General features: G+C 42.6%; 23 protein-coding genes. 2 read left to right on the top strand and 21 right to left on the bottom strand.

All coding sequences use genetic code 11. The features are described 5' to 3' along the window. Nucleotide 1: 1 nt before the first annotated feature. The 20 genes from rapZ to BFW96_RS03390 all read right to left on the bottom strand — a co-directional run bounded on the left by rapZ (nt 2) and on the right by BFW96_RS03390 (nt 21,601). Nucleotides 2-889: an RNase adapter RapZ gene (rapZ, locus tag BFW96_RS03485; protein WP_003235371.1), complete on the bottom strand. Its 888-nt coding sequence runs from the start codon at nt 887-889 to the stop codon at nt 2-4. A 24-nt stretch (nt 890-913) separates the two neighbouring features. Then, entirely contained in the window at nt 914-1,390 is a 477-nt protein-coding gene (locus tag BFW96_RS03480; protein WP_080478281.1) for an 8-oxo-dGTP diphosphatase, read from the bottom strand. 318 nt (nt 1,391-1,708) lie between these two features. Next, a complete protein-coding gene (trxB, locus tag BFW96_RS03475) occupies nt 1,709-2,659 on the bottom strand; it encodes a thioredoxin-disulfide reductase (protein ID WP_069150380.1) in 951 nt (316 codons plus the stop codon). 217 nt (nt 2,660-2,876) lie between these two features. Next, the gene (gene cwlO / locus BFW96_RS03470; protein ID WP_069838653.1) at nt 2,877-4,286 is read right to left on the bottom strand and encodes a peptidoglycan DL-endopeptidase CwlO; all 1,410 of its coding nucleotides are present in this window, start codon (nt 4,284-4,286) and stop codon (nt 2,877-2,879) included. A gap of 380 nt (nt 4,287-4,666) precedes the next feature. Then, nucleotides 4,667-6,121 carry a tetratricopeptide repeat protein gene (locus BFW96_RS03465; RefSeq protein WP_069838652.1) on the bottom strand — a complete coding sequence of 485 codons (1,455 nt, stop codon included), beginning with the start codon at nt 6,119-6,121 and terminating at the stop codon, nt 4,667-4,669. A gap of 125 nt (nt 6,122-6,246) precedes the next feature. Beyond that, nucleotides 6,247-8,016 (bottom strand): multidrug resistance ABC transporter ATP-binding protein/permease BmrA, encoded by a 1,770-nt coding sequence (bmrA, locus tag BFW96_RS03460; protein ID WP_014665495.1) that lies wholly within the window; start codon nt 8,014-8,016, stop codon nt 6,247-6,249. Between the two features lie 166 nt (nt 8,017-8,182). Continuing rightward, on the bottom strand, nt 8,183-8,542 hold the full coding sequence (locus BFW96_RS03455) for a hypothetical protein (protein WP_069838651.1): 360 nt from the start codon (nt 8,540-8,542) through the stop codon (nt 8,183-8,185). A 14-nt stretch (nt 8,543-8,556) separates the two neighbouring features. After that, nucleotides 8,557-10,464 carry a DUF6792 domain-containing protein gene (locus tag BFW96_RS03450; protein WP_069838650.1) on the bottom strand — a complete coding sequence of 636 codons (1,908 nt, stop codon included), beginning with the start codon at nt 10,462-10,464 and terminating at the stop codon, nt 8,557-8,559. Beyond that, nucleotides 10,457-11,182, bottom strand: coding sequence for a lipoprotein YvcA (locus tag BFW96_RS03445; RefSeq protein ID WP_069838649.1), 726 nt, complete (start codon nt 11,180-11,182; stop codon nt 10,457-10,459). The genes BFW96_RS03450 and BFW96_RS03445 overlap by 8 nt, the downstream gene beginning before the upstream one ends. Before the next feature lie 387 nt (nt 11,183-11,569). Then, the gene (locus BFW96_RS03440; RefSeq protein WP_069838648.1) at nt 11,570-12,265 is read right to left on the bottom strand and encodes a lipoprotein YvcA; all 696 of its coding nucleotides are present in this window, start codon (nt 12,263-12,265) and stop codon (nt 11,570-11,572) included. Nucleotides 12,266-12,398: 133 nt separating this feature from the next. Continuing rightward, nucleotides 12,399-13,130: a lipoprotein YvcA gene (locus BFW96_RS03435; RefSeq protein WP_069838647.1), complete on the bottom strand. Its 732-nt coding sequence runs from the start codon at nt 13,128-13,130 to the stop codon at nt 12,399-12,401. A gap of 130 nt (nt 13,131-13,260) precedes the next feature. Continuing rightward, nucleotides 13,261-14,919: a DUF2339 domain-containing protein gene (locus tag BFW96_RS03430; RefSeq protein ID WP_069838646.1), complete on the bottom strand. Its 1,659-nt coding sequence runs from the start codon at nt 14,917-14,919 to the stop codon at nt 13,261-13,263. A 263-nt stretch (nt 14,920-15,182) separates the two neighbouring features. Further along, nucleotides 15,183-15,806, bottom strand: coding sequence for a bifunctional phosphoribosyl-AMP cyclohydrolase/phosphoribosyl-ATP diphosphatase HisIE (gene hisIE, locus BFW96_RS03425; protein ID WP_024571940.1), 624 nt, complete (start codon nt 15,804-15,806; stop codon nt 15,183-15,185). Further along, nucleotides 15,803-16,561, bottom strand: a complete 759-nt coding sequence (gene hisF / locus BFW96_RS03420; RefSeq protein WP_069838645.1) for an imidazole glycerol phosphate synthase subunit HisF — start codon at nt 16,559-16,561, stop codon at nt 15,803-15,805. The genes hisIE and hisF overlap by 4 nt, the downstream gene beginning before the upstream one ends. Further along, nucleotides 16,558-17,295, bottom strand: a complete 738-nt coding sequence (gene hisA / locus BFW96_RS03415) for a 1-(5-phosphoribosyl)-5-[(5-phosphoribosylamino)methylideneamino]imidazole-4-carboxamide isomerase (protein ID WP_069838644.1) — start codon at nt 17,293-17,295, stop codon at nt 16,558-16,560. The genes hisF and hisA overlap by 4 nt, the downstream gene beginning before the upstream one ends. Further along, nucleotides 17,292-17,930 (bottom strand): imidazole glycerol phosphate synthase subunit HisH, encoded by a 639-nt coding sequence (gene hisH / locus BFW96_RS03410; RefSeq protein WP_069838643.1) that lies wholly within the window; start codon nt 17,928-17,930, stop codon nt 17,292-17,294. Before hisH ends, hisA begins: the two co-directional genes overlap by 4 nt. Further along, nucleotides 17,931-18,515 carry an imidazoleglycerol-phosphate dehydratase HisB gene (gene hisB / locus BFW96_RS03405; protein WP_069838642.1) on the bottom strand — a complete coding sequence of 195 codons (585 nt, stop codon included), beginning with the start codon at nt 18,513-18,515 and terminating at the stop codon, nt 17,931-17,933. Next, nucleotides 18,512-19,795: a histidinol dehydrogenase gene (gene hisD, locus BFW96_RS03400; protein ID WP_069838641.1), complete on the bottom strand. Its 1,284-nt coding sequence runs from the start codon at nt 19,793-19,795 to the stop codon at nt 18,512-18,514. Before hisD ends, hisB begins: the two co-directional genes overlap by 4 nt. Then, nucleotides 19,792-20,433, bottom strand: coding sequence for an ATP phosphoribosyltransferase (gene hisG, locus BFW96_RS03395; protein WP_040081700.1), 642 nt, complete (start codon nt 20,431-20,433; stop codon nt 19,792-19,794). The genes hisD and hisG overlap by 4 nt, the downstream gene beginning before the upstream one ends. Next, nucleotides 20,426-21,601: an ATP phosphoribosyltransferase regulatory subunit gene (locus BFW96_RS03390; protein ID WP_069838640.1), complete on the bottom strand. Its 1,176-nt coding sequence runs from the start codon at nt 21,599-21,601 to the stop codon at nt 20,426-20,428. Before BFW96_RS03390 ends, hisG begins: the two co-directional genes overlap by 8 nt. Before the next feature lie 250 nt (nt 21,602-21,851). Between BFW96_RS03390 and BFW96_RS03385 the strand changes: the two genes are divergently transcribed. Beyond that, on the top strand, nt 21,852-22,604 hold the full coding sequence (locus tag BFW96_RS03385; RefSeq protein ID WP_069838639.1) for a C39 family peptidase: 753 nt from the start codon (nt 21,852-21,854) through the stop codon (nt 22,602-22,604). A gap of 241 nt (nt 22,605-22,845) precedes the next feature. Further along, entirely contained in the window at nt 22,846-23,511 is a 666-nt protein-coding gene (pelC, locus tag BFW96_RS03380) for a pectate/pectin lyase PelC (protein WP_069838638.1), read from the top strand. 19 nt (nt 23,512-23,530) lie between these two features. Here the strand turns inward: pelC and hprF are convergent, their stop codons facing one another. Next, nucleotides 23,531-24,049, bottom strand: coding sequence for a heptaprenylglyceryl phosphate O-acetyltransferase (hprF, locus tag BFW96_RS03375; protein ID WP_069838637.1), 519 nt, complete (start codon nt 24,047-24,049; stop codon nt 23,531-23,533). Nucleotide 24,050: the final 1 nt, after the last annotated feature.

Genomic DNA, 24,050 nt, shown 5'->3' with positions numbered 1-24,050 from the left:
TTTATTTCCGGCTTCTCTTTTCAATGTCCCGGTGAGTAACATGAGTATAGTAATCCTTTTTGAAATAATCAGCTAGATTCTCGGCAAGTGTCACAGAGCGGTGCTGGCCCCCTGTGCAGCCGATCGCAATGACGACCTGGCTTTTTCCTTCTCTTTTGTAAGATGGAAGCATAAAGCTCAGCAGATCAATTAATTTCTCATTGAACTTTTGCGTTTCATTCCACTTCATGACGTAAGAGGAAACCTCTTCATCCTTGCCAGTCAGCGGCCGCATGCTTTCGATATAGTACGGATTCGGCAAAAATCTGACATCAAAGACGAGATCTGCGTCAATCGGGATACCGTATTTAAAACCAAATGACATCACATTTACGGTAAATGTCTCTCCTTGGTTTGAGGCAAAGTGCTTTACAATTTTTTCGCGCAAATCACGCGGCTTCATGTCAGATGTATCGTAAATAATTTGAGAACGGCCTTTTAATTCCTCAAGCAGCTCTCGTTCCAGCGCAATGCCTTCAAGCGGCAGGCCAGTCGCTGCCAGCGGATGCGAGCGTCTCGTTTCTTTATATCTCGTGACGAGAATGGAATCCTTCGCGTCCAGGAATAAAATTCGCGGTGTGATCCACGGATTCTCGGCCATTTCATCCAGCGCTTCAATCAGCCGGTCAAAAAATTCGCGGCCGCGCAGATCCATCACGAGCGCAACTTTGCTCATTTTCGAATTTGATTCCTTCATCAGCTCTAAAAACTTCGGAAGCAATGAAGGCGGAAGATTATCGACGCAGAAATAGCCGAGATCTTCAAAGCTTTGAATGGCGACAGTTTTCCCCGCTCCCGACATTCCGGTTATAATGACAAGCTGAATATCATGTGATTCACTAACACTCATCTTTCTCCCCCCTGACTTGTCTTTCTATTTGATATGCTGCGGGTCTAAACGATAACTGAGCAGCTCAAAGTCCGGTGTATACGTAAATGTGCCGTGCAGCAGCCCTTGTCCCTTCATCATAAAATCAAGGATATGGCCGTCTCCAGGGGCCATAGGCAGGCTCTGAATGTCATTGACATCGTGCCACTGCAGTTTGCCTTCCTCTGATTCTGATACATTTTGTCCTGTATAAGAATCAGCGACAAACGTAAACATCATCCACTCGGAGACAATGTGGTCACCGTCTTTAATAATAAAGGTAAAAACGCCTTTTAATTGAGGATTTATGATATAGATACCAGTCTCTTCTCTGTACTCTCTGATGACGGAGTCTCTGACTGATTCTCCGCTCTCCATCTTGCCGCCCGGCGCGACCCACCAGCCGCGTCTCGGCTTTTGCAGCAGAAGAACTTTGTCATCCGTCTGAAGCACACAATTTGTCACTCTTTGCAAGTACGTCACCTAACCTTCGTCCTGTCATCGTCTCTTTATTATACCGCTTCAAGATGCCTCCCACAATGAAGAGACATTGACAATCTTTTCTTCTATTTTACAGCATATTCTTTCGTTAATTCAGATGATTTTGCTTTAATCGGCATTCATCTTTTATTTTTGGACAAAAAAAGGACACGGATAACTGGAGAATCCGTGCCAAAAAAGTGTATTCATTATAAAAAGGGGGTCAATTACTTTATTAATCATAACCGAAAAGCATTACACATGTGTTACAGCGGAATTAAAACCCAGTAACGTAATATGAAACTCGTATGACAGCCCTTTTTATTTTAAGGTTTTCAGCGTTTCTTGAAGCTCTTCGACATAATGCTGAACGCTTTGTGCCGCAATGCTTCCGTCTCCTGTAGCAGTTACGATTTGGCGCAGTGATTTTTCGCGAATGTCTCCGGCAGCGAAAATCCCTTCAACCTTAGTTTCCATGCGGTCGTTTGTTTCGATGTAGCCTTCTTCATTCGTAATGCCCAGGTTTTCAAACGGTTTAGATAGAGGAAGCATGCCGATGTAAATGAATACGCCATCTGTTTTGAATTCACTTTCTTCACCGGTTACCGTATCGACAAGCGTTACGTTACCGACTTTGCCGTTTTCCTCATGAATTTCTTTCACGGTTTTGTTCCATAGGAAGTCAACTTTTTCATTATCAAATGCTCTCGCTTGAAGAATGCTTTGCGCACGGAGTTTATCACGTCTATGAACGATCGTTACTTTGGAAGCGAAACGTGTCAGGTACACACCTTCTTCAACCGCAGAATCTCCGCCGCCGACAACAACAAGCTCTTTGCCTTTAAAGAAAGCCCCGTCACATACCGCACAATAAGATACACCGCGTCCGCCTAATTCCTTCTCGCCAGGCACACCGATTTTTTTATACTCCGCACCTGCAGCAATAATGACAGCACGCGCTTTATATTCTTTTGAACCAGCTTTAATTACTTTGTACTCTTTGCCGTCAACGACTTCTTTAATATCGCCATAAGCGTATTCGGCGCCGAATTTTTTCGCGTGTTCAAACATTTTGTTAGAAAGCTCAGGCCCAAGGATACTTTCGAATCCAGGATAGTTTTCTACATCTTCCGTATTGGCCATTTGTCCGCCGGGAATTCCTCTTTCAATCATTAATGTCGATAAATTTGCTCTCGATGTGTATACAGCGGCCGTCATCCCAGCAGGGCCCGCGCCGATTATAATCACGTCATAAATTTTTTCTTCTGACACACTATTCACTCCTTAAACCATCTTTTCAAGTTTGGGCTCTTTCTTATAAGATAAGAATCCCCATCAAACGTATTCCTTACCCATATCCTATAAAATCTCATGGTGATACGCTATTTTTTTGCTCATTTTTTTTGAAACGCGATTAAATGTATTTCAAAAGGGTATGTATATATTAAAGAAAGAGCCTTCTGTCCATAGAAGGCCCTTGTCTTATTTATTATTGAACAACACGTCTTACATTACCATTGAAGTATTTTTTCCAGTAAGGGTTATTCATAGAATCAATTGAAACACCATGTGAAGAATTGTCATTAAGGAACGTTCCGTTTCCTAAATAAATCCCAACGTGACCGTTTACTTTGTATGTGTCAAAGAAAACTAAGTCTCCGCGCTTCATTTCTGACGGGCTGACAGCTCTTCCTTTATTAATTAAAGTGTCAGTGCTCGTTCCGCTAACAGGTCCAAGGTTAACACCTGCAGAAGCGTATGCCCAGCGTACGAATGATGAGCAGTCAAAAATACGATTGTTGATATCAGACTGAGTGCGCCCGCCGCCAAACTTGTATGGAGATTGTCCTACAATGCTTGAACCAACGCTGATCGCGCCTTCAATTCCGCCGGAGTTGCTGATAACAGTGCCGCCTGAATTACTGTTTGAGCCGCTGCTCTTCTTAGAAGATGAGCCGTTAGACGAACTGTCTGATGAACCGTTAGAAGAATTGTCTGAAGAATCATCAGATGAGCTTGCTTTTGCTGATTCAGTTGTAGCCGTTTGGCTGTCATCTGTTTGTGTTTCATCAGATGCTTTTTGTGCTTCTTCCTGCTTTTTGATCAAAGCAGCAGCTGCTTCTTGTTCTTTTTTGATGCGAGCTTGTTCAGCTTCAGTATTTGCTTTTTGATTTGCAAGTTCAGACGCCTCTGATTTTAATTCAGAAATCGCTTTAGCCGTTTTCTTTTGGCTTGCTTTTGCTTCGTCGAAAAGCTTGTCTTTTTCATTAAGCTGTTTATCAAGGTCTTTTTGCATTGTTTCTAATTTAGCCAATGCAGCTTGAACTTCTTTCAGCTTGTCATTCAAATCCGCTTCAGAATCTTCGAGCTTCGCTTTATCCTGCTCTTGCTGTTTGATTAAATCTTTGTCTGCGTCCACAATAGATGAAACCGCAGTCGCACGAGAGATAAAGTCACCAAAGCTTGTTGATCCTAAAAGAACATCTATGTATCCTTGAGATCCGCCGCTTTCCTGTAAAGAACGAACGCGTTTTTTCAGGATTTCATTGCGTTTTTCGATGCGTGCTTCTGTTTCTTTAATCTCTTTTTTCAGTTTTTTGATTTCTTCTTTTGTTTTATCGTTTTCTTCTTTTTTATCTTCGATCTTGTTGCTTGTATCAAGCGCCTTAGCGTTAATGTCTTGCAGTTCTTTTTCAATCTTTGATTGATTTTCCTGAAGCTCAGTTAATTCTTTTTCCTTCGCTTCAATGCTGGAAGCAACCTCAGATTGCTTACTTTCGATTTTTTGTTTCTTTTCATCTAATGTTTCCGCCGATGCAGTTTTACTTGTAAATGGGATCAAAAAACTGCTTGTCCCGATGACGGAAGCCAAACCAAGTGTAATTAAACTCTTTCTCACTTTTTATATCCTCCCTTTTACTGTGAACCTGTCCTCATTTGGAATCGTATTTTGAACATCAAGTTTCGTTCCTCATACTCTACGAGGAATGATGGTTGTTTATGGTTAATTATTCTGTGCATCTCTTATTCTGGTTGTATAGCGTTTATTTCACATCATATGTAAAAAACACTAATTCCTTATGTACGAGAATCATTATACCATCAAGTTTCGACAAATTAGCGATAAATTTTATTACATTTATGTTTCAAACAGATGTCAAGCCACACACCATTTGTCATTTTTCTTAAGCGTGTAAAAAAACTGTCGATATTATTTTCTTAATATAATCTATCAAACAAAAAAAGAGTCGATTAAACAAATCGACTCTTCAAAATATACTATTCTAGAATATCATCAATATATTTCATATATTTCGTCAACGTTGCCGGAGAGATGCCAAATCGGGCTGCTGTGACTTTTTTCGTGTCTTGCTTGCCATGGGCTTCTTTCCAAATATAACAGATCGCTGCCGCCCAGCCTTTCTCATTCTTCAACGGAGCGGCTGCGCGGATTTGCTGGATGACATGGAAAACCCAGCAGCTCATGACTTCTGTTGTCATCTCTTCTTTTTCAGCTTGCTCTAATAATTTGACCGTTTGATAGGCGAACAGAGCATCCTCTGAAACGTCAGCTGCCACAGAGTCTCCATTCAAAAGCAGCTTTACAAAGTGATTTTCAAAAGGAGCGGTAATTCTCTTTGAGCGTATTACCGCTTCAAGATGCTCCGTTTCTCCCTTTGTACTGCTTATATAATAGGCTGCAAGACGCTGTTCTACGGATGAAGGAAGTGCCTCCCTTCGCTCAACCCAAGGCGCAGGGCGGTCTTCTCCGGGATATTGCGACTCGACTTTTCTCCAGATCGTCTCGGCAAAGTCGGTATGCCCCGTAAAATAAGCAGAGCACGAGAGCCAGTAAAAGAATGTGTCGTCACCTTCAAAGCCGGTTTTATATAATGATTTGAGCCATTTATACCCAAGCTCGTAACGGCCGACAAGCGCCAAGGTAGCACCCAGTTTATAACGCTGTTCCAACAGCATTGGATAGACATTAGAAAGCTGCTCACTCAATTCCGCCACTTTTTCATCTTCTCTTTCATAATAGTAGAAAACGAGAAGATTGCATAAGGCGTGAAGATTTCCTTCATTATGAGAAAGCACTTCATACGCGGTTTGCTTCGCTTTTACAACGTTTCCGGAATAGAAATAGGCAAGCGCCAGATTGTTGTATGCTGACCAAAGCTCCGGATATTCAGCTGTGATTTCCTCAAGCGCTGCAACCGCTTCAGCAAGCTGGCCGCTTTCCAGCAATGATTTTGCCCGGTCCTGTTTCATCAGCAGTTCATCCTGATCATACAACGAATCCTCAATACCATCGTCCCCTAGATCGAGTAAATCAAGCAGACTATCATTTTCTTCGGCGAATTCACCGTCCGGGTCCGCATCAGAATAAGCGACCGCTTCTTTATAAGCTTCTTGAAAGAGCCCCAGGTGGGCAAAGTTGTTCGCTTTAAAGTAATGGCATTCCGGCATTTCGGCCTCCAGATTAGCCATGATATAGTCAAGAAGATCGTTCGACTCTTGATACTGGCCCATTTCCGAGTAAATGACCGCAAGCTGTGAAAGCATCTCTGAATCCTCCGGCTCCAAATGAACCGCGCGCTGAATCAGTTTGCTTGCCCGTTTCAGATTGCGCTCTTTATACGCTTTCAAACCTTTATGAAAAAAATATTGTCCATCTTGAAGCAGCTGGACAATTTGTGCGTGATTTTTATGTTCAGAAGTGTGTTTTCCCACAACTACCCTCCGTTTTATACAATATTACCGTCAGTAGTATACCATAAATCGTAAGCCCCTCAATAGTTCAAAAGGAAGGATTGGGAAATTCCCTCCTCTTTTTTATTGGCTGATTCGACCAAAATTTACCCGGCTTTGTTTTCTAAATCCGCGTTCATTTTCAGCTGCTGTTCAGCAAAATCCCTATAAAGATCATGGGAAGCCATTAATTCATGGTGTGTTCCACGACCGGTAATTTCCCCTTTTTCAACAAACAAAAGCTGGTCCGCGTCTACAACGGTAGAAAGGCGGTGAGCGATAACAATTGTTGTGCGGCCCTCCATCAGCACCTCAAGCGCCTGCTGAACTGACTTTTCAGATTGGCTGTCAAGGCTTGAAGTGGCTTCATCAAGCATAAGAATGCTTGGGTTACGGAGAAGCGCTCTCGCAATCGCGATTCTTTGCCTTTGTCCGCCTGACAGCATGATGCCGCGTTCGCCCACTTCTGTATCAAGCTGATTCGGCAGCTCCTTTATAAAATTGAGCGCATATGCCATCTCCGCGGCTTTTTCGATCTCATCATCTGTTACATCTCGTTCTAATCCGTAGCAAATATTTTCTCTGATAGTCCCCGACATTAAAGGGCTTTCCTGTGATACATATCCGATATGCTCCCGCCACGATTCAAGCGAATAAGTGTCAATCGGCTCGTCCCCCAGCCGAATAGCCCCTGCAGTCGGAGAGTAAAAGCGTTCAAGCAGCTTAAACAGCGTCGTTTTTCCTCCGCCGCTCGGACCGACGATCGCTGTCACTTTCCCTGCTTCAATGACGGCGCTGATCTCTTTTAAGATCAGCTGATCGGGCTTATATCCAAAAGACACGCGATCAAGCTGGATAGGCAGATGCGCATTTTCGATTTGTTTTCCCGTCACTGTATCTTCCTCTTCCTCTGCCAAGATCTCAATCATTCGTTCTGTTGCACCGATTGATTTTTGCAGCTGTGTAAAGAATGTTGTAATTTGGCCCATCGGCATAATAATTTGGAACAAATATAAAATAAAAGCCACGAGCGCTCCGGCTGTGAGCTCGCCTGAAGATACCTGCATGCCGCCATATCCGATGACTGCGACAAGGGCTGCCATTAACACGAGTGAGATAAGCGGGCCGACAAGTGATTGAACCTTAGCTTCTCGAACGCCAAGCTTAAATAATGAGGAAATCCCCGTTTTCCCGCGGCCGTATTCGACATCCTCCGCATTTGAAGCTTTAACAAGCCTGATTTCCGGGAGAATTTGATTCAGCAGGCCTGTAAAACGGGCCGTTTCATCTTGCGTTTCCCGTGAAATGGAGAACATTTTCCTTCCAATCGGCACCAAAATAAGAGCGGCCAGCGGAACGACCACTAACACAAGCAGTGTCAGCTTCCAGTTCATAATAAACAAGATTGTCAATGATCCAATGACAGAAATGATGCCTGTAATAAATCCGCTGATATGGGTTGTAATCAATTCTTTGACAACCATCGTATCGTTCGTTACACGGCTGACTGTTTCTCCGGAAGCATTTGTATCGAAATAAGAGACAGGAAGCTTAATTAATTTCTTCCATAATAAATCCCGCAGCCCGGAAATGATTTTTTGCCCATTATAGTTAAGCGCATAGGTGGCATAAGCGCTTAAACCCGCCTGAACGAAAAACACCAGCGCGATCAACCCGATTTGCGTGCCTGACAGATTTGACATAGAAAAACCATCGACAAGCTGCTTCGTTAATAATGGAATGAGCAGGCTGACCAGCGTGGTTACAACACTGAGGGCAAGCGCAAAGGCGAGCTTTCCATAAGAAGGATTGGTCCGTCTTACTAAGGCAAAAAAGGGTTTCAATTTACTTTTAGATTTTTGTTTCTGGGTTGGCATATATTTTCCTCCTGTTTCAGCGTTCAGAAAGGTGAAAAGTCATAGCAAAAGGATGATTTTTACTCTTTCTCAATCATATCAATGGCGAGAGACTTTTTCAGTATATTTTTTCTGTGATGAAAATAAAAGATCTCCCACTCATTGTTTGAATAGGAGATTTTTTATGTTAGACATCTTTCACTGGCTTCTTTTTTCTGTAAGTCAATGTTACATCCTGCTGCCGCAGGTCTTCAATGATCATTTTGTACCGATCAACTTTTGCGGTATGTTCTTCTTTTATCATCTGAAGGGCAGCTTTTCGTTTCTCACTTTTCGACTCGAGTTCTTCTTTTATTTTTTTTACAATCAACCCTTTTTGCCCTTTGATTTCCTCTTTTAATGAAGACTCAAATTTCTTTGTCAGGCTGAGAAAGTCATTGATCGGTTGATTGAGGGTGCCCGCTTTCCCCTTCATTTCATCTTTGGTCAGAAACATATAGGTGGTTGATACAATTTCTGTTTCACTTTCTGAAAATAAGGAAGTCACTCTTCAAATTCCTCCTAAGGCTGAAAATCAAATAACTGAGAAATCATTTCTTCTTTTTCAAACAGCTTTTCAATACTCTCGCGGATATTTTTGATAAAATCTCTTTTTTCTGTTGTCTGTTTTTTTAATTCAGCAACAATTCCATCATTAGCAGGAAGCGCTCCTGTGTGGAATGATTCATGAACTGAGATTTTTTCCAATTTATCGAATGTGTGGCTGAAACCAGCTGCAAGCCGGAATTGAAGGTCGAAGGCATAATGCGAAGGGTTTTCTTCCATATGATGAATCGCCGTGGTGATCGCCTGTTTTTTGTCTATGAAGTCTTCATCTATTTCCTGACTGTAAACCTTCTGGTACTGAGAAATCGCATCTTCCATATCTTCAACGATTTTCATACCGTTTTGATAGATTCTGACAGCGGATGAGAGATTGACTTGAATTGTTTCTCCCGAGCCGCTCTTGCCTGTAAAATAAATATCTGAGCCTTTATAGCTGAAGCCTTTTTCCTTCGACAAGGCGTTGAGCATTTGAACGATGCTGTGGCCGTCGACGATGAGTTTTAGTGCGTCTTTTGTTTCTGTGTCGAGTGTTTCAAATGCATCTTTTAATTCATTAACACTACCTATTAACTCACAGACATAATAAACAATTGCAACTACATTATTAGTAGAAAGCGCGTATTTTAACTGTTTATATTGAATTTCTATATCGCCTATCTTATTATTAACTATTTTTAACTGTTTTTTGATACTCTTCTTTTGCGTATCATTAATGTACCCATTCTCTTCAAGCTGATCCACAACTGTTCCGCTATTATTCAAGATAGTATGAAAGAATTTGATAAAGGCCGGCATTTTTTCCCCGATATTTTTAACCATTACCTGTATGTCACCAAACCGGTCTTTAACTATTTTCCCTTTCGCCATATTTCCATCAGCACTAATAATACTGCCGACAAGCTCTGCATCTATCCCAGTCGAAGCCATGACAAATCCGTTCAGCCCACCTTTTTTATATTCTTCCGAATACTTTCGTAAAAAAGTTTGGATAGAGCGGACTTCCTCATCAGGAATCTTATCTATAATGCTTCTGATTCCTTTGACATCTGTATTTGTATCTTTCATCTTTACATTGCCAAATGTAATAAAATCAGCCTTTCCGCTGACGCCATAAAGCGGGTCATCTTTGGAAATACGCTGGGTGATGTTTGCTGTGACGCCTTTGTCATTGTAGTATTGGGTGATTGCTTTTTTTAGGTCTTCTTTGCGGACATTTTCAAGTTCATCAGTATTCAGAACATTAAATTTATTGATCATAGCATCAAGTAAATCTTTATCAGCTTGTAACAAATGATTTACACTAACCTGAGCACCGTTTACCCCATATACTTCATCAAACTCTCCATCTATTAACTGAACCATTACCTGGTTGTTATTTGCAAGTGAATGCCCAAGAGCGTAAGTATGTAGCTCATCAGAATTTCCAGCTCTTTTCTTTGCTTCCTTAGTAAATTCTCTCGTTGCTCTGTATTGGCTACTGTCGATCCCTAAGAAAAGGCCAAAAAAATTATAAGACCAATCCTCGTTATCAGCACTACCCTCCGAAATAATATGAAGTTGGTCTATTTGATTTTTACTATCTTTTATATATATTGCCGTACCATCATAACCCGATTCTTTTATTGACTTATCTTTTTGGTTATTTTTCTTAATCAGTTCTTTAGATGTATAAATCTCAATATCCTTAGGAAGATTTTGATTAGTTTCTTCTTTATAGATCCTGCGGACTTCCGCTTCAAATTCTACTTTTGCTTCTTTTATTTCTTTAGGATTATTTGATGCAAACTTTTTTTTATAATCATACTCTAAATTTATTAACCGCAGTTTTACATTTTCATTTGAAAATATATTATTGTTAGCCATCTTTCCCCTCCTTATTTAAAAAGGTGATAGATTTTACGAGCTTTTTAACCTGATCTCCTAAGTTATCTTTGTCTAACGTACAAGGCTTATCATTATTTGGGCATCTAAACATAAACGAAAACACAATACCTCTTTGGTCTTTCTCAGTAGATTTAATATAACCGAAGTATCTGTACGAAAAATTATATTTATTTTTATCGTTTTCAAAATTATTTTTCCTGTAGGCGATATAAATATCTTTACCTTCGCTCTCTAGTTTTTCAAAATTACCATTATAACCATTTTCACTACTAATTTGGTCTAACATTGTCTCAGGATTGTTAATAAAAGTTACTCCTTGATAATACTCTATTTGTGCATTTAGCATTTTATTTTTTGTTTTTTCATAGCTATCAAATGCGATGATTTCTTCATTTTCATCACGGCTAGACAAATAGCTTGAATACTTCCCATTCTCCGGAAACAACATCCTAAACCCTTTCAGCTTAGATTCAAGCACATAATACCCTGGCTCCTCTTCTTTCGTTGACACCATGTACTCTCTCGTCTTCTCATCTTGAAACGCCGGAACTTGCGGCAGGTCTTTTGGATCCATGTCTTTTGGTTTTACGGCTTCTGTTTTATTGTCATTTGTGGTGTTTTTATCATTGTCATGCATACTGCATCCTCCTGTCAGGGCAAGTAATAAGCTGAAGCAAATACATATGATCTTTTTCATTACGAACCTCCACGGGTTTTGTGAGAATAGAATTCTATTTTCGTTCCGAAAATAATTCTATTGACCTGGTTAAGAAATGATTATTTTATCCTCTTTCATGTTACATCATGGCTGAATTTGGATAAATAGGAAATCTGACTCTGTTTCGTTCTCTTTTCATTAACAAATCAAGCAAAACATCACAAACACATCAAAATACCTATTTCTTTTTTCATAATGTCGTTTATCATACGGCTTTTACCTTAACCTCTTCATCTTTATAGTAGGAAAATCGAAACGAATACTCTATTTCCCGATAATTCTCTATAAGAAAAACTATTCTTTCCCTCTACATCATCAAAAGCCTTTTTCTTTTGAGCAGATATCTCTCTTTCTTCGTATTTTCCTTTACATATCGCCAAAGGTAGTAGAGTTTATTATTTTTTTAACTTTTTCTTCATTGTCTTTCGGGTTTTGTTTACATGTATTTGCATTGGCGGAGCAGCTAAACATAAAAGAATATTCCATCCCTAAATAATCTTGTTTTTTCGATTTTATATAACCAAGGAAGATATAAGATGGTGTCTCTTCTTTGTCAAAGTTTTCTTGTCTTGAGGCAAAGTAAATATCTTTATCCTTCGTTTCTAATTTCTCAAAATCACCTTTGTATTCATTTTTACCGCTAATAATATCCAACATATTCTCCGGTTCGTTTATAAACGATTCATTTTGATAGAACTTTACTGAAGCATTCATTACTATATTCGTTTTTTTATTAAAGCTATCAAAAAATAGTGACTCGTATGTCTTTGAAGTTTCAGAGTCGGAATACTCCGCATCCTCTGGAAACAACATCCTAAATCCATTCAGCTTAGACTCAAGCAAATAATACCCCGGCTCCTCTTCTTTCGTTGACACCATATACTCTCTCGTTTTCTCGTCCTGAAATGCCGGAACTTGCGGCAGGTCTTTTGGATCCATGTCTTTTGGTTTTACGGCTTCTGTTTTATTGTATTTTGTGGTGTATTTATCACTGACGCTCATACTGCATCCGCCTGTCAGGGCAAGTAATAAGCTGAAGCAAAGCAAGATGGTCTTTTTCACGACGAACCTCCAATAGGTTTAACTAATCAATATTACTGATCCAATTGAAAAGTGATTCTGTGTAAACTTTTCTTTATAGTCATACTCTGAGTTAATTATAAAGAGCTTTATATTTTCGTTCATGAAAACATTCTTATTGTCCATCTCTACTCCTCTTCTTATAAAAGATAATAGAATGAATGAGAGTATCAGTTCTTTCTCTTGCTTGATCTCCATTCAAAGCACAGGGTTGATCAACCTTTTTACAACGAACTATAAAAGAATATACTATTCCCAAGTACTCTTCATCACTAGATTTTATATATCCAAAATAACGAAAGGAATAATTGTATTTACGATCACTGTTTTTAAAAGTGCTTTTTTTTGATGCAGTATATACTATTTTCCCGTCAGTTTTTTCTTTCTTAAATTCACCTTTGTAACCATTCTCATTACTAATTTGGCGCAACATTGTCTCTGGATTATTAATAAAAGAAGATTTGTTATAGTAGCTAATTTGTGCATCTAAGAGTATATTTGATTTTTCATTATAGCTTTGAAATCCTATCGATTCGCTATTCTTTCCATTTGATGTGGAATAATTAGGAAGATACTCACCATCCTCCGGAAACAACATCCTAAACCCTTTCAGCCTAGACTCCAGCAAATAATACCCTGGCTCCTCTTCTTTCGTTGACACCATATACTCTCTCGTCTTCTCGTCCTGAAATGCCGGAACTTGCGGCAGATCTTTTGGATCCATGTCTTTTGGTTTTGGAGCTTCTGTGTTATTTTCTTTTGTGTTGTTTTTTTCTTTGTTGTTCATACTGCATCCGCCTGTCAGAGTAAGTAATAAGCAGAAGCAAAGCAAGATGATTTTTTCCATGACAAACCTCCACGGGTTTAACTGATAGATTGTTACAACATGATTATTTAGTTCTAGCCGTATTACAATATAGAATCATACTGAAAAAAGACCGCCGCGTTCTATCGGCAGTCTTGACCAGACATGATTGTTACTCTTTTTTCGAATAAAATACTCTGGATATAAACAGGCCAATGACCCCTAACAAGATGAATAAGACCGCTCTCCAAACAATATCAATCGAAGCAGAATCTATTAAAATTATTTTGGCAAGTGTAATGAATAAAAAGATCAGCCCAATTCGGTTCCATGTCTTGTCTTTGGTTGCGTAATAAACAGCATACATCACAATGACAAATATAAACCAAGACAGGGATACTCCGACGTTTACTGATACGCCGTCAATCCTATCCGACATCCATATGGATAATTTGCTGAAGAATACAAGCAGCAGCAATGAAACAGCGTACGAAACAACAGTTGTGACTTGTTTATAATGTATTTTCTTCGAATACAGATAGCCGCCAAATAGTGAGCTGATCAGCAGCAGCCAAGAGACAATGCTCAGAACGTGTAATGAACGTGCCGGGTATTGTATGAGGCCGCAGGCTGCCTGTAATAATACAATCACTCCGGCAATGCCGATCAACCAGCTTTTTTTGCGGTATGACACGTAACACATCATGATTCCTTGTAAGGTGAATATGATGTACAGCAAGCTCACATTTTCAGCTAATGCATCCGCTGCCAATACATTAAAATAAATCATAGAAATGAGAAAAAACGTATGTTTGATTTCGGCAAATTCTTTACTTTTCCATAAGCTTAACAACAGGTAAAACACAAATGCAGCAGTATAAAAAGCGTATAAGGCTGTATCGTTTTTCATGTACAGGACAACCCCTGTAATGAAAACGACAAAAGCTCCGATTGTAACAGCTGTGAGATAGACAGCTTTTTTAAATTGGCTGTTCGATCGTAAGGCTGATAGAATCGTAATCGCCTGCTGTAGGATAAATACAGCAAGTGTCCAACCCGTCACCTGCGCATCTGTAAATGATAAGAAAGCAAAAATCGCTAATATAAAAGCATAGTTTGCTATATTCCATGCCACGCTGTACTTTTGTTTAACTGTCTCATATATTAAGCCTGCGAAAACCAATAACTCATATACATAAAAGATGTATTCATTTCCTTGTTTCCCGCCAAATAAAAAAGGATACAAGTAAACAGCTGCGCCGATAATGGCGATTAGCGTTTGTGATCGGTATTTTCTTGATATGTACACACCGCCCGCAACGCCTGCAGCAAGAAGGATCATCGTAAGCGGCGTCGGTATAATCTGGTACAGCATGTTACCCGCAAACAAAGAAACAATATAGACAATATTACTGCCCGCCAATAATGAACTGCCCAATACACTGGCATTTTTCTTATGTGACCTGCTACCGAGAACATATAGCACAATAGAGACAATAAGTCCCGCCCCTACCCTCATATATGCGTTGATCCAGCCTTTTTCTGCAGCTGCCACAAATGCCCAAATCATACCAAGAAGAAAAACAAAAATAAAGATCTTCGGAAGCCAATTTCCCGCCATGTTTTCTAATGTGCGGTTCTCTTTTCGCGGAGCCGGCGTCTTTTGTGGAACTTCGGTTTCCTTGTTGATTTTTGGATGCTCTTCCGTTTTGACTACTGTTTGTTCTTTCTTGCCAGCAGCGAGATATGCGATCTCCCTTTTGACACTTTCCAGTTCTTGTTCTAAACGTCCAACTCTTTTGTTCAGTTCATCAATTTTTTCGTTCACCATTCTCTCCTCATTTTTCGAATAATTAGCAGCCGCTTTTTCATACTATGTCTTTTCCTCACTATCCTGACCGGTTTGTATAAAATAATCCTAAAGACCCGATATCCATTTGGGATTTTCATTCTTAGTCATGTTACATCATGGGAAATTTTTGTTAAATAGGAAATTCGATTGGTTTTTTCATTTCTTCTATTAGGACAAGACAAATGGTTCAGCTGCCACAAATACATAAAAAAGGAGCTGACATATGAGCAGCTCCAATCCTTTTATTTTTCAGAATGGCGTTTTTTCAATACATCAAGCACATCATCCAGCGGCAAGGCTTGTTCTCTGAGCAGGACAAGCAGGTGATACAGCAGGTCTGCCGCTTCCCATTTGAGTTCCTCATGATCCCGGTTTTTCGCGGCGATGATGACTTCGGATGCTTCTTCTCCAACTTTTTTCAAAATCTTATCGACGCCTTCACGGAAGAGGTACGTGGTGTAAGCTCCTTCAGGCATTTCCGCTTGGCGTTCCGCGATTACCCGCTCCAGTTCGTTCATGATGCCGAATCGGCCCGCGGCCTGTTCTTCTGTTTGTTCCTTTGTAAAACAGCTGTAGCTGCCAGTGTGGCATGCCGGGCCTGACGGTTCTACGAGTACGATCAGCGCGTCTTGATCGCAGTCATACCGGATACCTTTGACGGCTTGCGTGTTCCCTGAGGTTTCTCCTTTATGCCATAGCGCTTGGCGGGAGCGGCTGTAAAACCATGTTTCCTTCGTTTCCAGCGTTTTTTCGTACGATTCCTTATTCATATAGGCAAGTGTCAGCACTTCTTTGCTTGCCGCATCCTGCACGATGGCAGGAATTAATCCGTCCTCGTTAAAACGCAGTTCATCTGCCTGTTTCATCTCACATTCACCCCGTACTCTTTCAAGTATGATTTCACTTCTTTAATTGATGTTTCTTTATAATGAAAAATTGAGGCGGCCAGCGCAGCGTCGGCTTCCCCTTTTGTAAAAGCCTCAAGCATATGCTGCGCGCTTCCCGCGCCTCCCGAAGCGATAACAGGGACGGGGACAGCTTCAGAAACAAGCTTTGTCAGCCTGTGGTCAAACCCTTTTTTCTCACCGTCAGAGTCCATGCTTGTCAGCAATATTTCTCCTGCCCCGCGTTTGACGCCTTCTTTTGCCCACTCGGTGACATCCCAATCTGTTTTCTTTCTGCCGCCGTGCGTGTAGACCTTATATGTGTCAGATTCTTTGTCATACTTGGCATCAATGGCAAGAACGATGCATTGGGAACCAAAAAATTCGGCTCCTTCTGTAATCAGCTCAGGGCGGAGAACAGCTGCCGTGTTCACCGACACTTTGTCTGCTCCGGCACGCAGAATCGTTTTCATATCACTGAGCTGATTGATGCCGCCGCCGACTGTAAACGGAATCGCAAGCTTCGCGGCAACCTGCTCCACGACGTCTACCATCGTTTTTCGTCCTTCATGCGAGGCGGAGATATCAAGAAAGACCAGTTCATCCGCACCTTCCCGGTCGTACACTTCGGCAAGTTCAACCGGATCACCGGCATCCTTCAATTCGAGAAATTGAATTCCTTTGACAACGCGTCCTTCTTTGACATCAAGACATGGAATAATCCGTTTTGTGATCATTTGCGCTCCACCCTTTCAAGCGCCTCACTCAGCGTAAACTGATTGGTGTACAGCGCTTTTCCGATGATCGCTCCAGAGACGCCATCCGCCTGATAGCGGGCGAGGGCTTCGAGATCCGCGACAGAGCTGACTCCGCCGGACGCGATCACCGATTTCCCCGTTTCCTTAGCAAGCTCGACCGTGCTTTGAACATTTGGGCCTGACAGCATTCCGTCTGTTGCGATGTCAGTAAAAATAAAGACTTCCGCACCTTCATTGGCCAGCTCTTTGCCCAGTTCAGCTGCCTTAAGGGTTGATGTTTCCAGCCATCCCTCTGTTGAAACAAAACCGTTTCTCGCATCCAGTCCGATGGCAATCTTCTCACCATATTGTTTCAGCATTTTTTTGACAAACGGAGGATTAGAAACTGCTGAACTTCCCAGGATCACCCGATCGACTCCTGCTGATAAATATTCATAGACGTCATTTTCAGAACGGATCCCGCCGCCGATTTCAACTTTCAGATTCAGCTTTTGCGCAATCTCAATCACATGGCGGTCATTCACTCTTTTCCCTTCTTTGGCTCCGTCGAGATCAACGAGATGGATCCATTCGGCACCCTCTCTCGCAAATAACTCAGCCATGTCGTACGGTGAATCGCCATATATTGTTTCCTTATTATAATCACCTTGAACAAGGCGGACACATTTGCCGTTTCTCATATCAATTGCCGGATATAATGTAAAAGCACTCATTTTTTCACCTTCTGTTCTGCTGCCATTTTCGTGAATTGGGTTAAGATGGACATTCCGACCGTGCTGCTTTTTTCCGGGTGAAATTGGGCGCCGAAGACATTCCCTTTTCCGACTAATGCAGGCACTCGCACACCATAATCGGCGCTTGCCAGAAGCGCATCCCCCTCCATCCCGTCAATATAATAAGAATGAACGAAGTAAGCGTAGCCTTGTTCTGTTTCAGACAGCAGCGGAGATTCGTTATGAAAGGAAAGGCGATTCCAGCCCATATGCGGAACCTTCAGCTTGTTTCCTTTTTCATCTTCTGCTTTCAGCCTGACTGCTTTTCCTTTTAGCAGCCCGAGCCCTGAAGCGGTGCCGTTTTCTTCGCTTTCTTCAAATAAAAGCTGCATGCCAAGGCAGATCCCGAGAAGCAGCCTTCCCTCTGAGACCATATCGTGAATCAATTGATCGAGCTTCGTGTGGCGCAAATTGTCCATCGCGTCTCCAAATGAACCGACTCCCGGCAAAATGAAGGCATCGGCTTCTTTCAGTGCCTCGGGCTTTTCAGAAACAAAGTACGGTACGCCGACACGCTCAAGCGCCTTTGAGACACTGTATAAATTGCCCATTCCGTAATCTATCACGCCGATCATTTACAGCATCCCTTTCGTTGACGGTATTCCTTTAACACGCGGATCGATCGTTGTCGCTTCATCAAGCGCGCGCCCCAGCGCTTTAAAAACAGCTTCAATCATGTGGTGGGTGTTTGTGCCGTAATGAACGATGACGTGCAGGTTCATCCGGGCTTCGAGCGCCAGCTTCCACAAAAATTCATGTACAAGCTCCGTATCGAAAGTTCCGACTTTCGCCGCCGGGAAGTCAGCGCGCATTTCCAAGTGCGGCCGGTTGCTTAAATCAATCACAACTTGAGCAATTGCCTCATCCATCGGCACAAACGCCGAGCCATAGCGTTTGATTCCTTTTTTATCACCCAACGCTTCAAGCAGCGCCTGTCCTAAGCAGATGCCGATATCTTCAGTCGTGTGGTGATCATCTATATCAACATCGCCTTTTGCGTTTATGGAAAGATCGAATTGTCCGTGTTTTGTGAATAAATCCAGCATGTGTGTCATAAACGGCACGTCTGTTTTGATATCCGCCTGTCCATCGCCGTCTATTGCGAATGCCAGCTCAATATCTGTTTCGTTTGTTTTTCTGGCGCGTTCCGCTTTTCTCATTTAGAATTCCTCCGTTCTCTCGCTTCAATTGATCTGGCATGGGCTTCTAACCCTTCCAGTCTGGCAAAAGCCGCGATGCTTTCGGCATGTTCTTCAAAAGCTGATTGGCTGTAAGAAATAATGCTCGATTTCTTTTGAAAATCCGTTACGTTTAAAGGACTTGAAAATCTGGCTGTTCCGTTTGTCGGGAGCACATGGTTTGGCCCGGCGAAATAATCACCGACAGGCTCAGGGCTGTATCTGCCTAAGAAAATCGCACCCGCATGTTTGATGCTGCCAAGCAAAGCTTCCGGAGACTGTGTGAGGATTTCTAAATGCTCTGGCGCGAGCGTATTGACGGTATCAATCGCTTCATCCATTGTGTCTGCCACATAGATACAACCGTAATCACTCACCGAAGCTTCCGCTATTTCTCGTCGCGGCAAGGTTTTCAGCTGCTCATTCACCTCGGCTGAAACCGCCTCGGCCAGTGCCATGGAATCTGTGACAAACACACATGAGCTGAGCTTATCGTGTTCCGCCTGCGAAAGCAGGTCGGCCGCAATTTCATGCGGTATCGCTGTTTCATCAGCCAGCACGACGATTTCACTAGGTCCGGCAATCATATCGATATCGACATCACCGAACACCTCCCGTTTGGCAAGCGCGACATAAATGTTGCCGGGACCCGTGATTTTATCCACTGGCTCAATGGTTTCTGTTCCGTATGCTAACGCCGCGATTGCCTGAGCCCCGCCCATTTTGTAAATGTCTTTTATGCCAAGCTCAGCAGCAGCAACCAAAACCCCCGGAGACAGCCGACCGTCTTTTCCCGGAGGCGTGACGAGAACGATTCTTTCAACGCCTGCTACAAGCGCCGGAATCACATTCATCAAAACAGATGAAGGGTATGCGGCCGTTCCCCCTGGCACATATACACCGGCGGAATCAAGCGCCGTCACCTTCTGTCCCAGCATTGTGCCGTCCTTTCTGTGATAAAACCAGGAGGATTGCAGCTGTCTTTCGTGATATTCCCTAATATTTTCGATTGCCTGCCTAATCACTTGAAGAAGATGTGAATCCAGCGAGGTGTATGCCTCCTCAACTTCCTCTTTTGTGACGAGCGGGCTGTTTATGTCGATCCCGTCAAATTTCGCTGTATAGCTGCGGACCGCCTGATCACCATTTGCCTTTACATCTTCAATAATGGACCGGACCGTCTTTCTTTGCTCTTCCGTTCCTGCATCGATGGAACGCTTGAGAGAAAGCCGCTCTGCTCCGCTGATGGTTTTGATCTTCATTTTGCCGTTTCTCCTTCCACAACAAGAGATAGGCGGGATGCCATTTCGTCAATCACATCGTCTTTCATTCGATAGCTTACCGGGTTGACAATAAAGCGGGAGGTAATGTCACAAATGTGCTCCATTTCTACAAGCCCATTTTCTTTCAGCGTCTGTCCTGTGGAAACAATGTCCACTATCCGATCTGCAAGTCCAATGAGGGGGGCCAGCTCAATTGACCCGTTGAGCTTAATGATCTCGACTTGTTCTCCCTGCTCTCTGAAATAACTGGAGGCCACATTCGGATACTTTGTCGCGATTCGTGGCGCTACGCCGCTCGAGTCTGTATTCGGAAGTCCGGCGACTGCCAAGTGGCATTTGCTGATGTTCAAATCCAGGACCTCATACACATCGCGCTCTTCCTCCAGCATGACATCCTTGCCCGCAATTCCGACGTCTGCCACGCCATGCTCCACATACGTGGTTACGTCCATCGGCTTCGCTAATATGAAACGGAGATTTTCCTCCGGCACATCGATGATCAGTTTTCTCGAATCTTCAAACTCCTCAGGGAGCTTATAGCCCGCCTGCCTCAGCAGCCCTGCCGCTTCTTCAAATATCCGGCCCTTTGGCATCGCCATTGTGAGTAACTTACCCATTTTGCTCTTCCTTTCTGGCACCGATAAAATAAGTGACGTTTGCAAAAGATTTTGTCATCTGGTCGATATTTTCTATTCCCGATAAATCTTGAAGAACCACTTTGTTCCCTTTCATCCGTTCTTCATTCGCATAAGCGATGGCTTGCGCCCGCTGCTCTTTGCTGAAAATAACAGCATCTATATCACAAGGTTCGTCTTTCATATGAAGGGCTTCAATCAGCCGGTCGATCCGAAGCCCAAAACCTGTTGCCGGAGCAGGTGAATCAAAATGACCCAACAGCTTGTTATAACGGCCGCCGCTTCCAATGACAAAACCGACATTCTCAGCGTACACTTCAAATAAAATCCCTGTGTAATAGCTCATGTGGCTGACCATATTCAGATCCAGGCGGACATTTTCCGTACATCCGTAATCCTCAAGAATATCCCACAGCGCCTTCAGTTCATCAACCACGCTTTTTCCTTGTGCAGAATCGACGATTTCCTCAGCACGTCCGCATACTTCTATGCCGCCCCGCAATTCGAGGAGCTCAAGCAGCCTGCTTTTATCAATGGAGGAAAGCGGGAGAGATTTGACATGCTCTCTGTAGCCGACGTAGTTCTTTTCATATAAGAACCTCCGCAGCACATCAGCCCGTTCAACGTTTCCGAGCACCTCAACAAACAAAGCATCCGCAATACCGGCATGGCCGATGGCAATTTTAAAGGATGCCAGCCCAGCGTTTTTTAATGCACCGACGACTAAAGCAATAACCTCCGCATCCGCGCTCGTCGTGCCGTCACCGATTAACTCCACTCCAACCTGCTCGAACTCTGCAGGACGTCCGCCTTCACGCTCCTGAGCCCTGAATACATTTGCCGCATAGCCGACTCTGAGCGGATGATCGTGTTTCAAAAGCTTTGATGCTGCCACCCTTGCAATCGGCCCCGTCATATCCGGTCGAAGCACCAATGTCTTGCCGTCCTGATCAAGAAGCTTAAACAGCTGCTGCTCTTCTATTGCTGACTTGACGCCAACGGTATCGTAAAACTCCAGTGTCGGCGTTTCCATAAATTGATATCCCCATTTATCAATCAAATCGGTTAACGATCGTCTCACCTTTTTTTTCGTTTCGTATAAACCGGGCAGTGTATCTCTCATGCCGTGCGGTTTTTCAAACATAAACATCAACCCGCGCACCTCCGTTGTCATCTTATGAAGGAAAATTCCGAATCCTTTAGTTCGCTAATATGATAATATGTTAGCAGATGAAAGAATGAAAATCAATGCTTAACTTCAGCCAGAATTTTTTTAGTCCAAATATCCTTCTCCTCATTATGAAAAAATCATGAACAATGTATTAAAGGTACGTAATATCTCAAATTCTTTATGTTTGGCATGCTATAATACAAATCAAATAGAGAACAAGGAGATAAAGATGAAAACACTGCGAACTCTATGTGTCCTGATGATTCTTTCAGGCGTTATTTTTTTCGGACTTAAAATAGATGCAAAAGATATAGATATTCCTTTTTTGAACAGTCTTAAAAAAGCGGTTTCTGACAGCGATACAGATACAGGTGCGAATAGCAAAAAGGAGCTGAAGGGAAGCGCAAAGCCGCTTGATGTCATCCTTTACAATCAAATGGACGCGCCCCGGCTCTATAACGGCTGTGAAGTAACAAGCCTTGCGATGGTGCTGAATTACGCGGGATACGACGTGACAAAAAACACCCTGGCAAACCAGATTGCCACAGTGCCTTTGACATACAGCAGCGGATTAAAAGGTAATCCGAATGACGGATTTGTCGGGGATATGGCAAATGGCCCTGGTCTCGGTGTCTACCATCGACCGATCTATCAGCTGGCGAAAACCTATGCCGGAGACAAAGTATCAGATCTGACTGGAAAAAGTATTTCCGCTGTTTATCAGCAGCTTGAAAAAGGCAATCCAGTTTGGGTCATTACGACCGCCAGCTTTGCACCAGTTGACAACATGCAGACATGGAAAACGCCAAGCGGAACGATAGAGATTACGTACAGCGAACACAGCGTCGCCGTTACGGGATATGATGAGAAATATGTGTATCTCAATGACCCGTATGGCTATAAAAACAGAAAAACCGATAGGACGAGCTTTGAAAAAGCATGGAAACAAATGGGCAGCCAAGCCGTCGTTATTCAAAAATAAACATTTTGAATCCCCACTTTGCTCTATCCTGAGCAAACACGACGATATTCATGCTTTTTGTTTCAATCGGTAAGATTGATTCATTTTCCATTTACTTTCCAAAATTATCTTTACTTTCAGGCTGTCTGTTTTTATGATTAAAACAGATTCAGCCTTGCCCCGATCTATGTGAGAGAAGCCGGTGCAAGTCGCTGACGCTTCTCTTGCAAAAAATGAAAGATATCTGGGGAGGATTTTATCATTGAAAAAAATCGTGTCTATCCTATGTATGCTCGGTTTGGTTATGGGTTTCAGCCAGTTTCAGTCATCAACTGCTTTTGCAGCTGACAAAGTGGTTCACGAAACAATTATCGTACCAAAAAATACAACATATGACGGGAAAGGACAGCGGTTTGTGGCAGGGAAAGAACTAGGTGACGGAAGCCAGTCCGAAAACCAAAAACCTGTTTTTCGTGTGGAGGATGGAGCAACTCTGAAAAATGTGGTGCTTGGCGCACCTGCTGCTGATGGCGTGCACACTTATGGAAACGTTAACATTCAGAATGTGAAGTGGGAAGATGTTGGTGAGGATGCGTTAACCGTGAAGAAGGAAGGTAAAGTGACCATCGACGGCGGCTCTGCTCAAAAAGCGTCTGATAAGATTTTCCAAATCAATAAAGCCAGTACATTCACAGTGAAAAATTTCACGGCAGACATTGGCGGAAAGTTCATTAGACAGCTTGGCGGTTCAACCTTCCACGTTGATGTGATCATTGATAAGTGCACCATCACAAACATGAAGGAAGCGATATTCCGGACGGACAGCAAAACAAGCACGGTCAGAATGACAAACACACGCTACTCTCATGTCGGTCAAAAATGGATTGGCGTTCAGCATATTTACGAAAACAACAATATTCAATTTTAACAAAAAAGTCCGCTGATGTTTATTCAGCGGACTTTTTCAATCTTTCTTGCATTTCTTCCTTCGTATAGATGACCCTCATCGGATTCCCGCCGACAAATGCCCCGTCAGGCACATCCTTATGGACAAGCGTTCCGGCGGACACTACTGCGCCATCCCCTATTTCCACTCCGGGCAGAATAGTCGTGTTGGCACCAATCATTACTTCGTCTCCGATCAGAACTTTGCCGATCCGGTATTCCTGAATCAAATACTCATGGGCCAAAATAGTCGTATTGTACCCGATGATTGTATTCGTTCCGACTGAGATCTTTTCCGGAAACATGATATCTGGCATCACCATGAGGGCAAAGGATGTCTGTTTTCCAACCTTCATCCGCAGAAATGTACGGTACAGCCAGTTTTTCATCCCTATAAACGGTGTATATCTCGCAATTTGTATGACAATGAAGTTTTTAACGACCTTTACAAAAGGGACCGTTTGATAGACATGCCAAAGTGAGTTAGCTCCTGAGACCGGATGACGATCTGTTTTTCTCACA

This window comes from Bacillus sp. F56 (assembly GCF_001748205.1).
GTDB classification, from domain to species: domain Bacteria; phylum Bacillota; class Bacilli; order Bacillales; family Bacillaceae; genus Bacillus; species Bacillus stercoris.
Note: the sequence above shows the minus strand (reverse complement) of the source record. Positions and strands in the feature narration are given on the sequence as shown.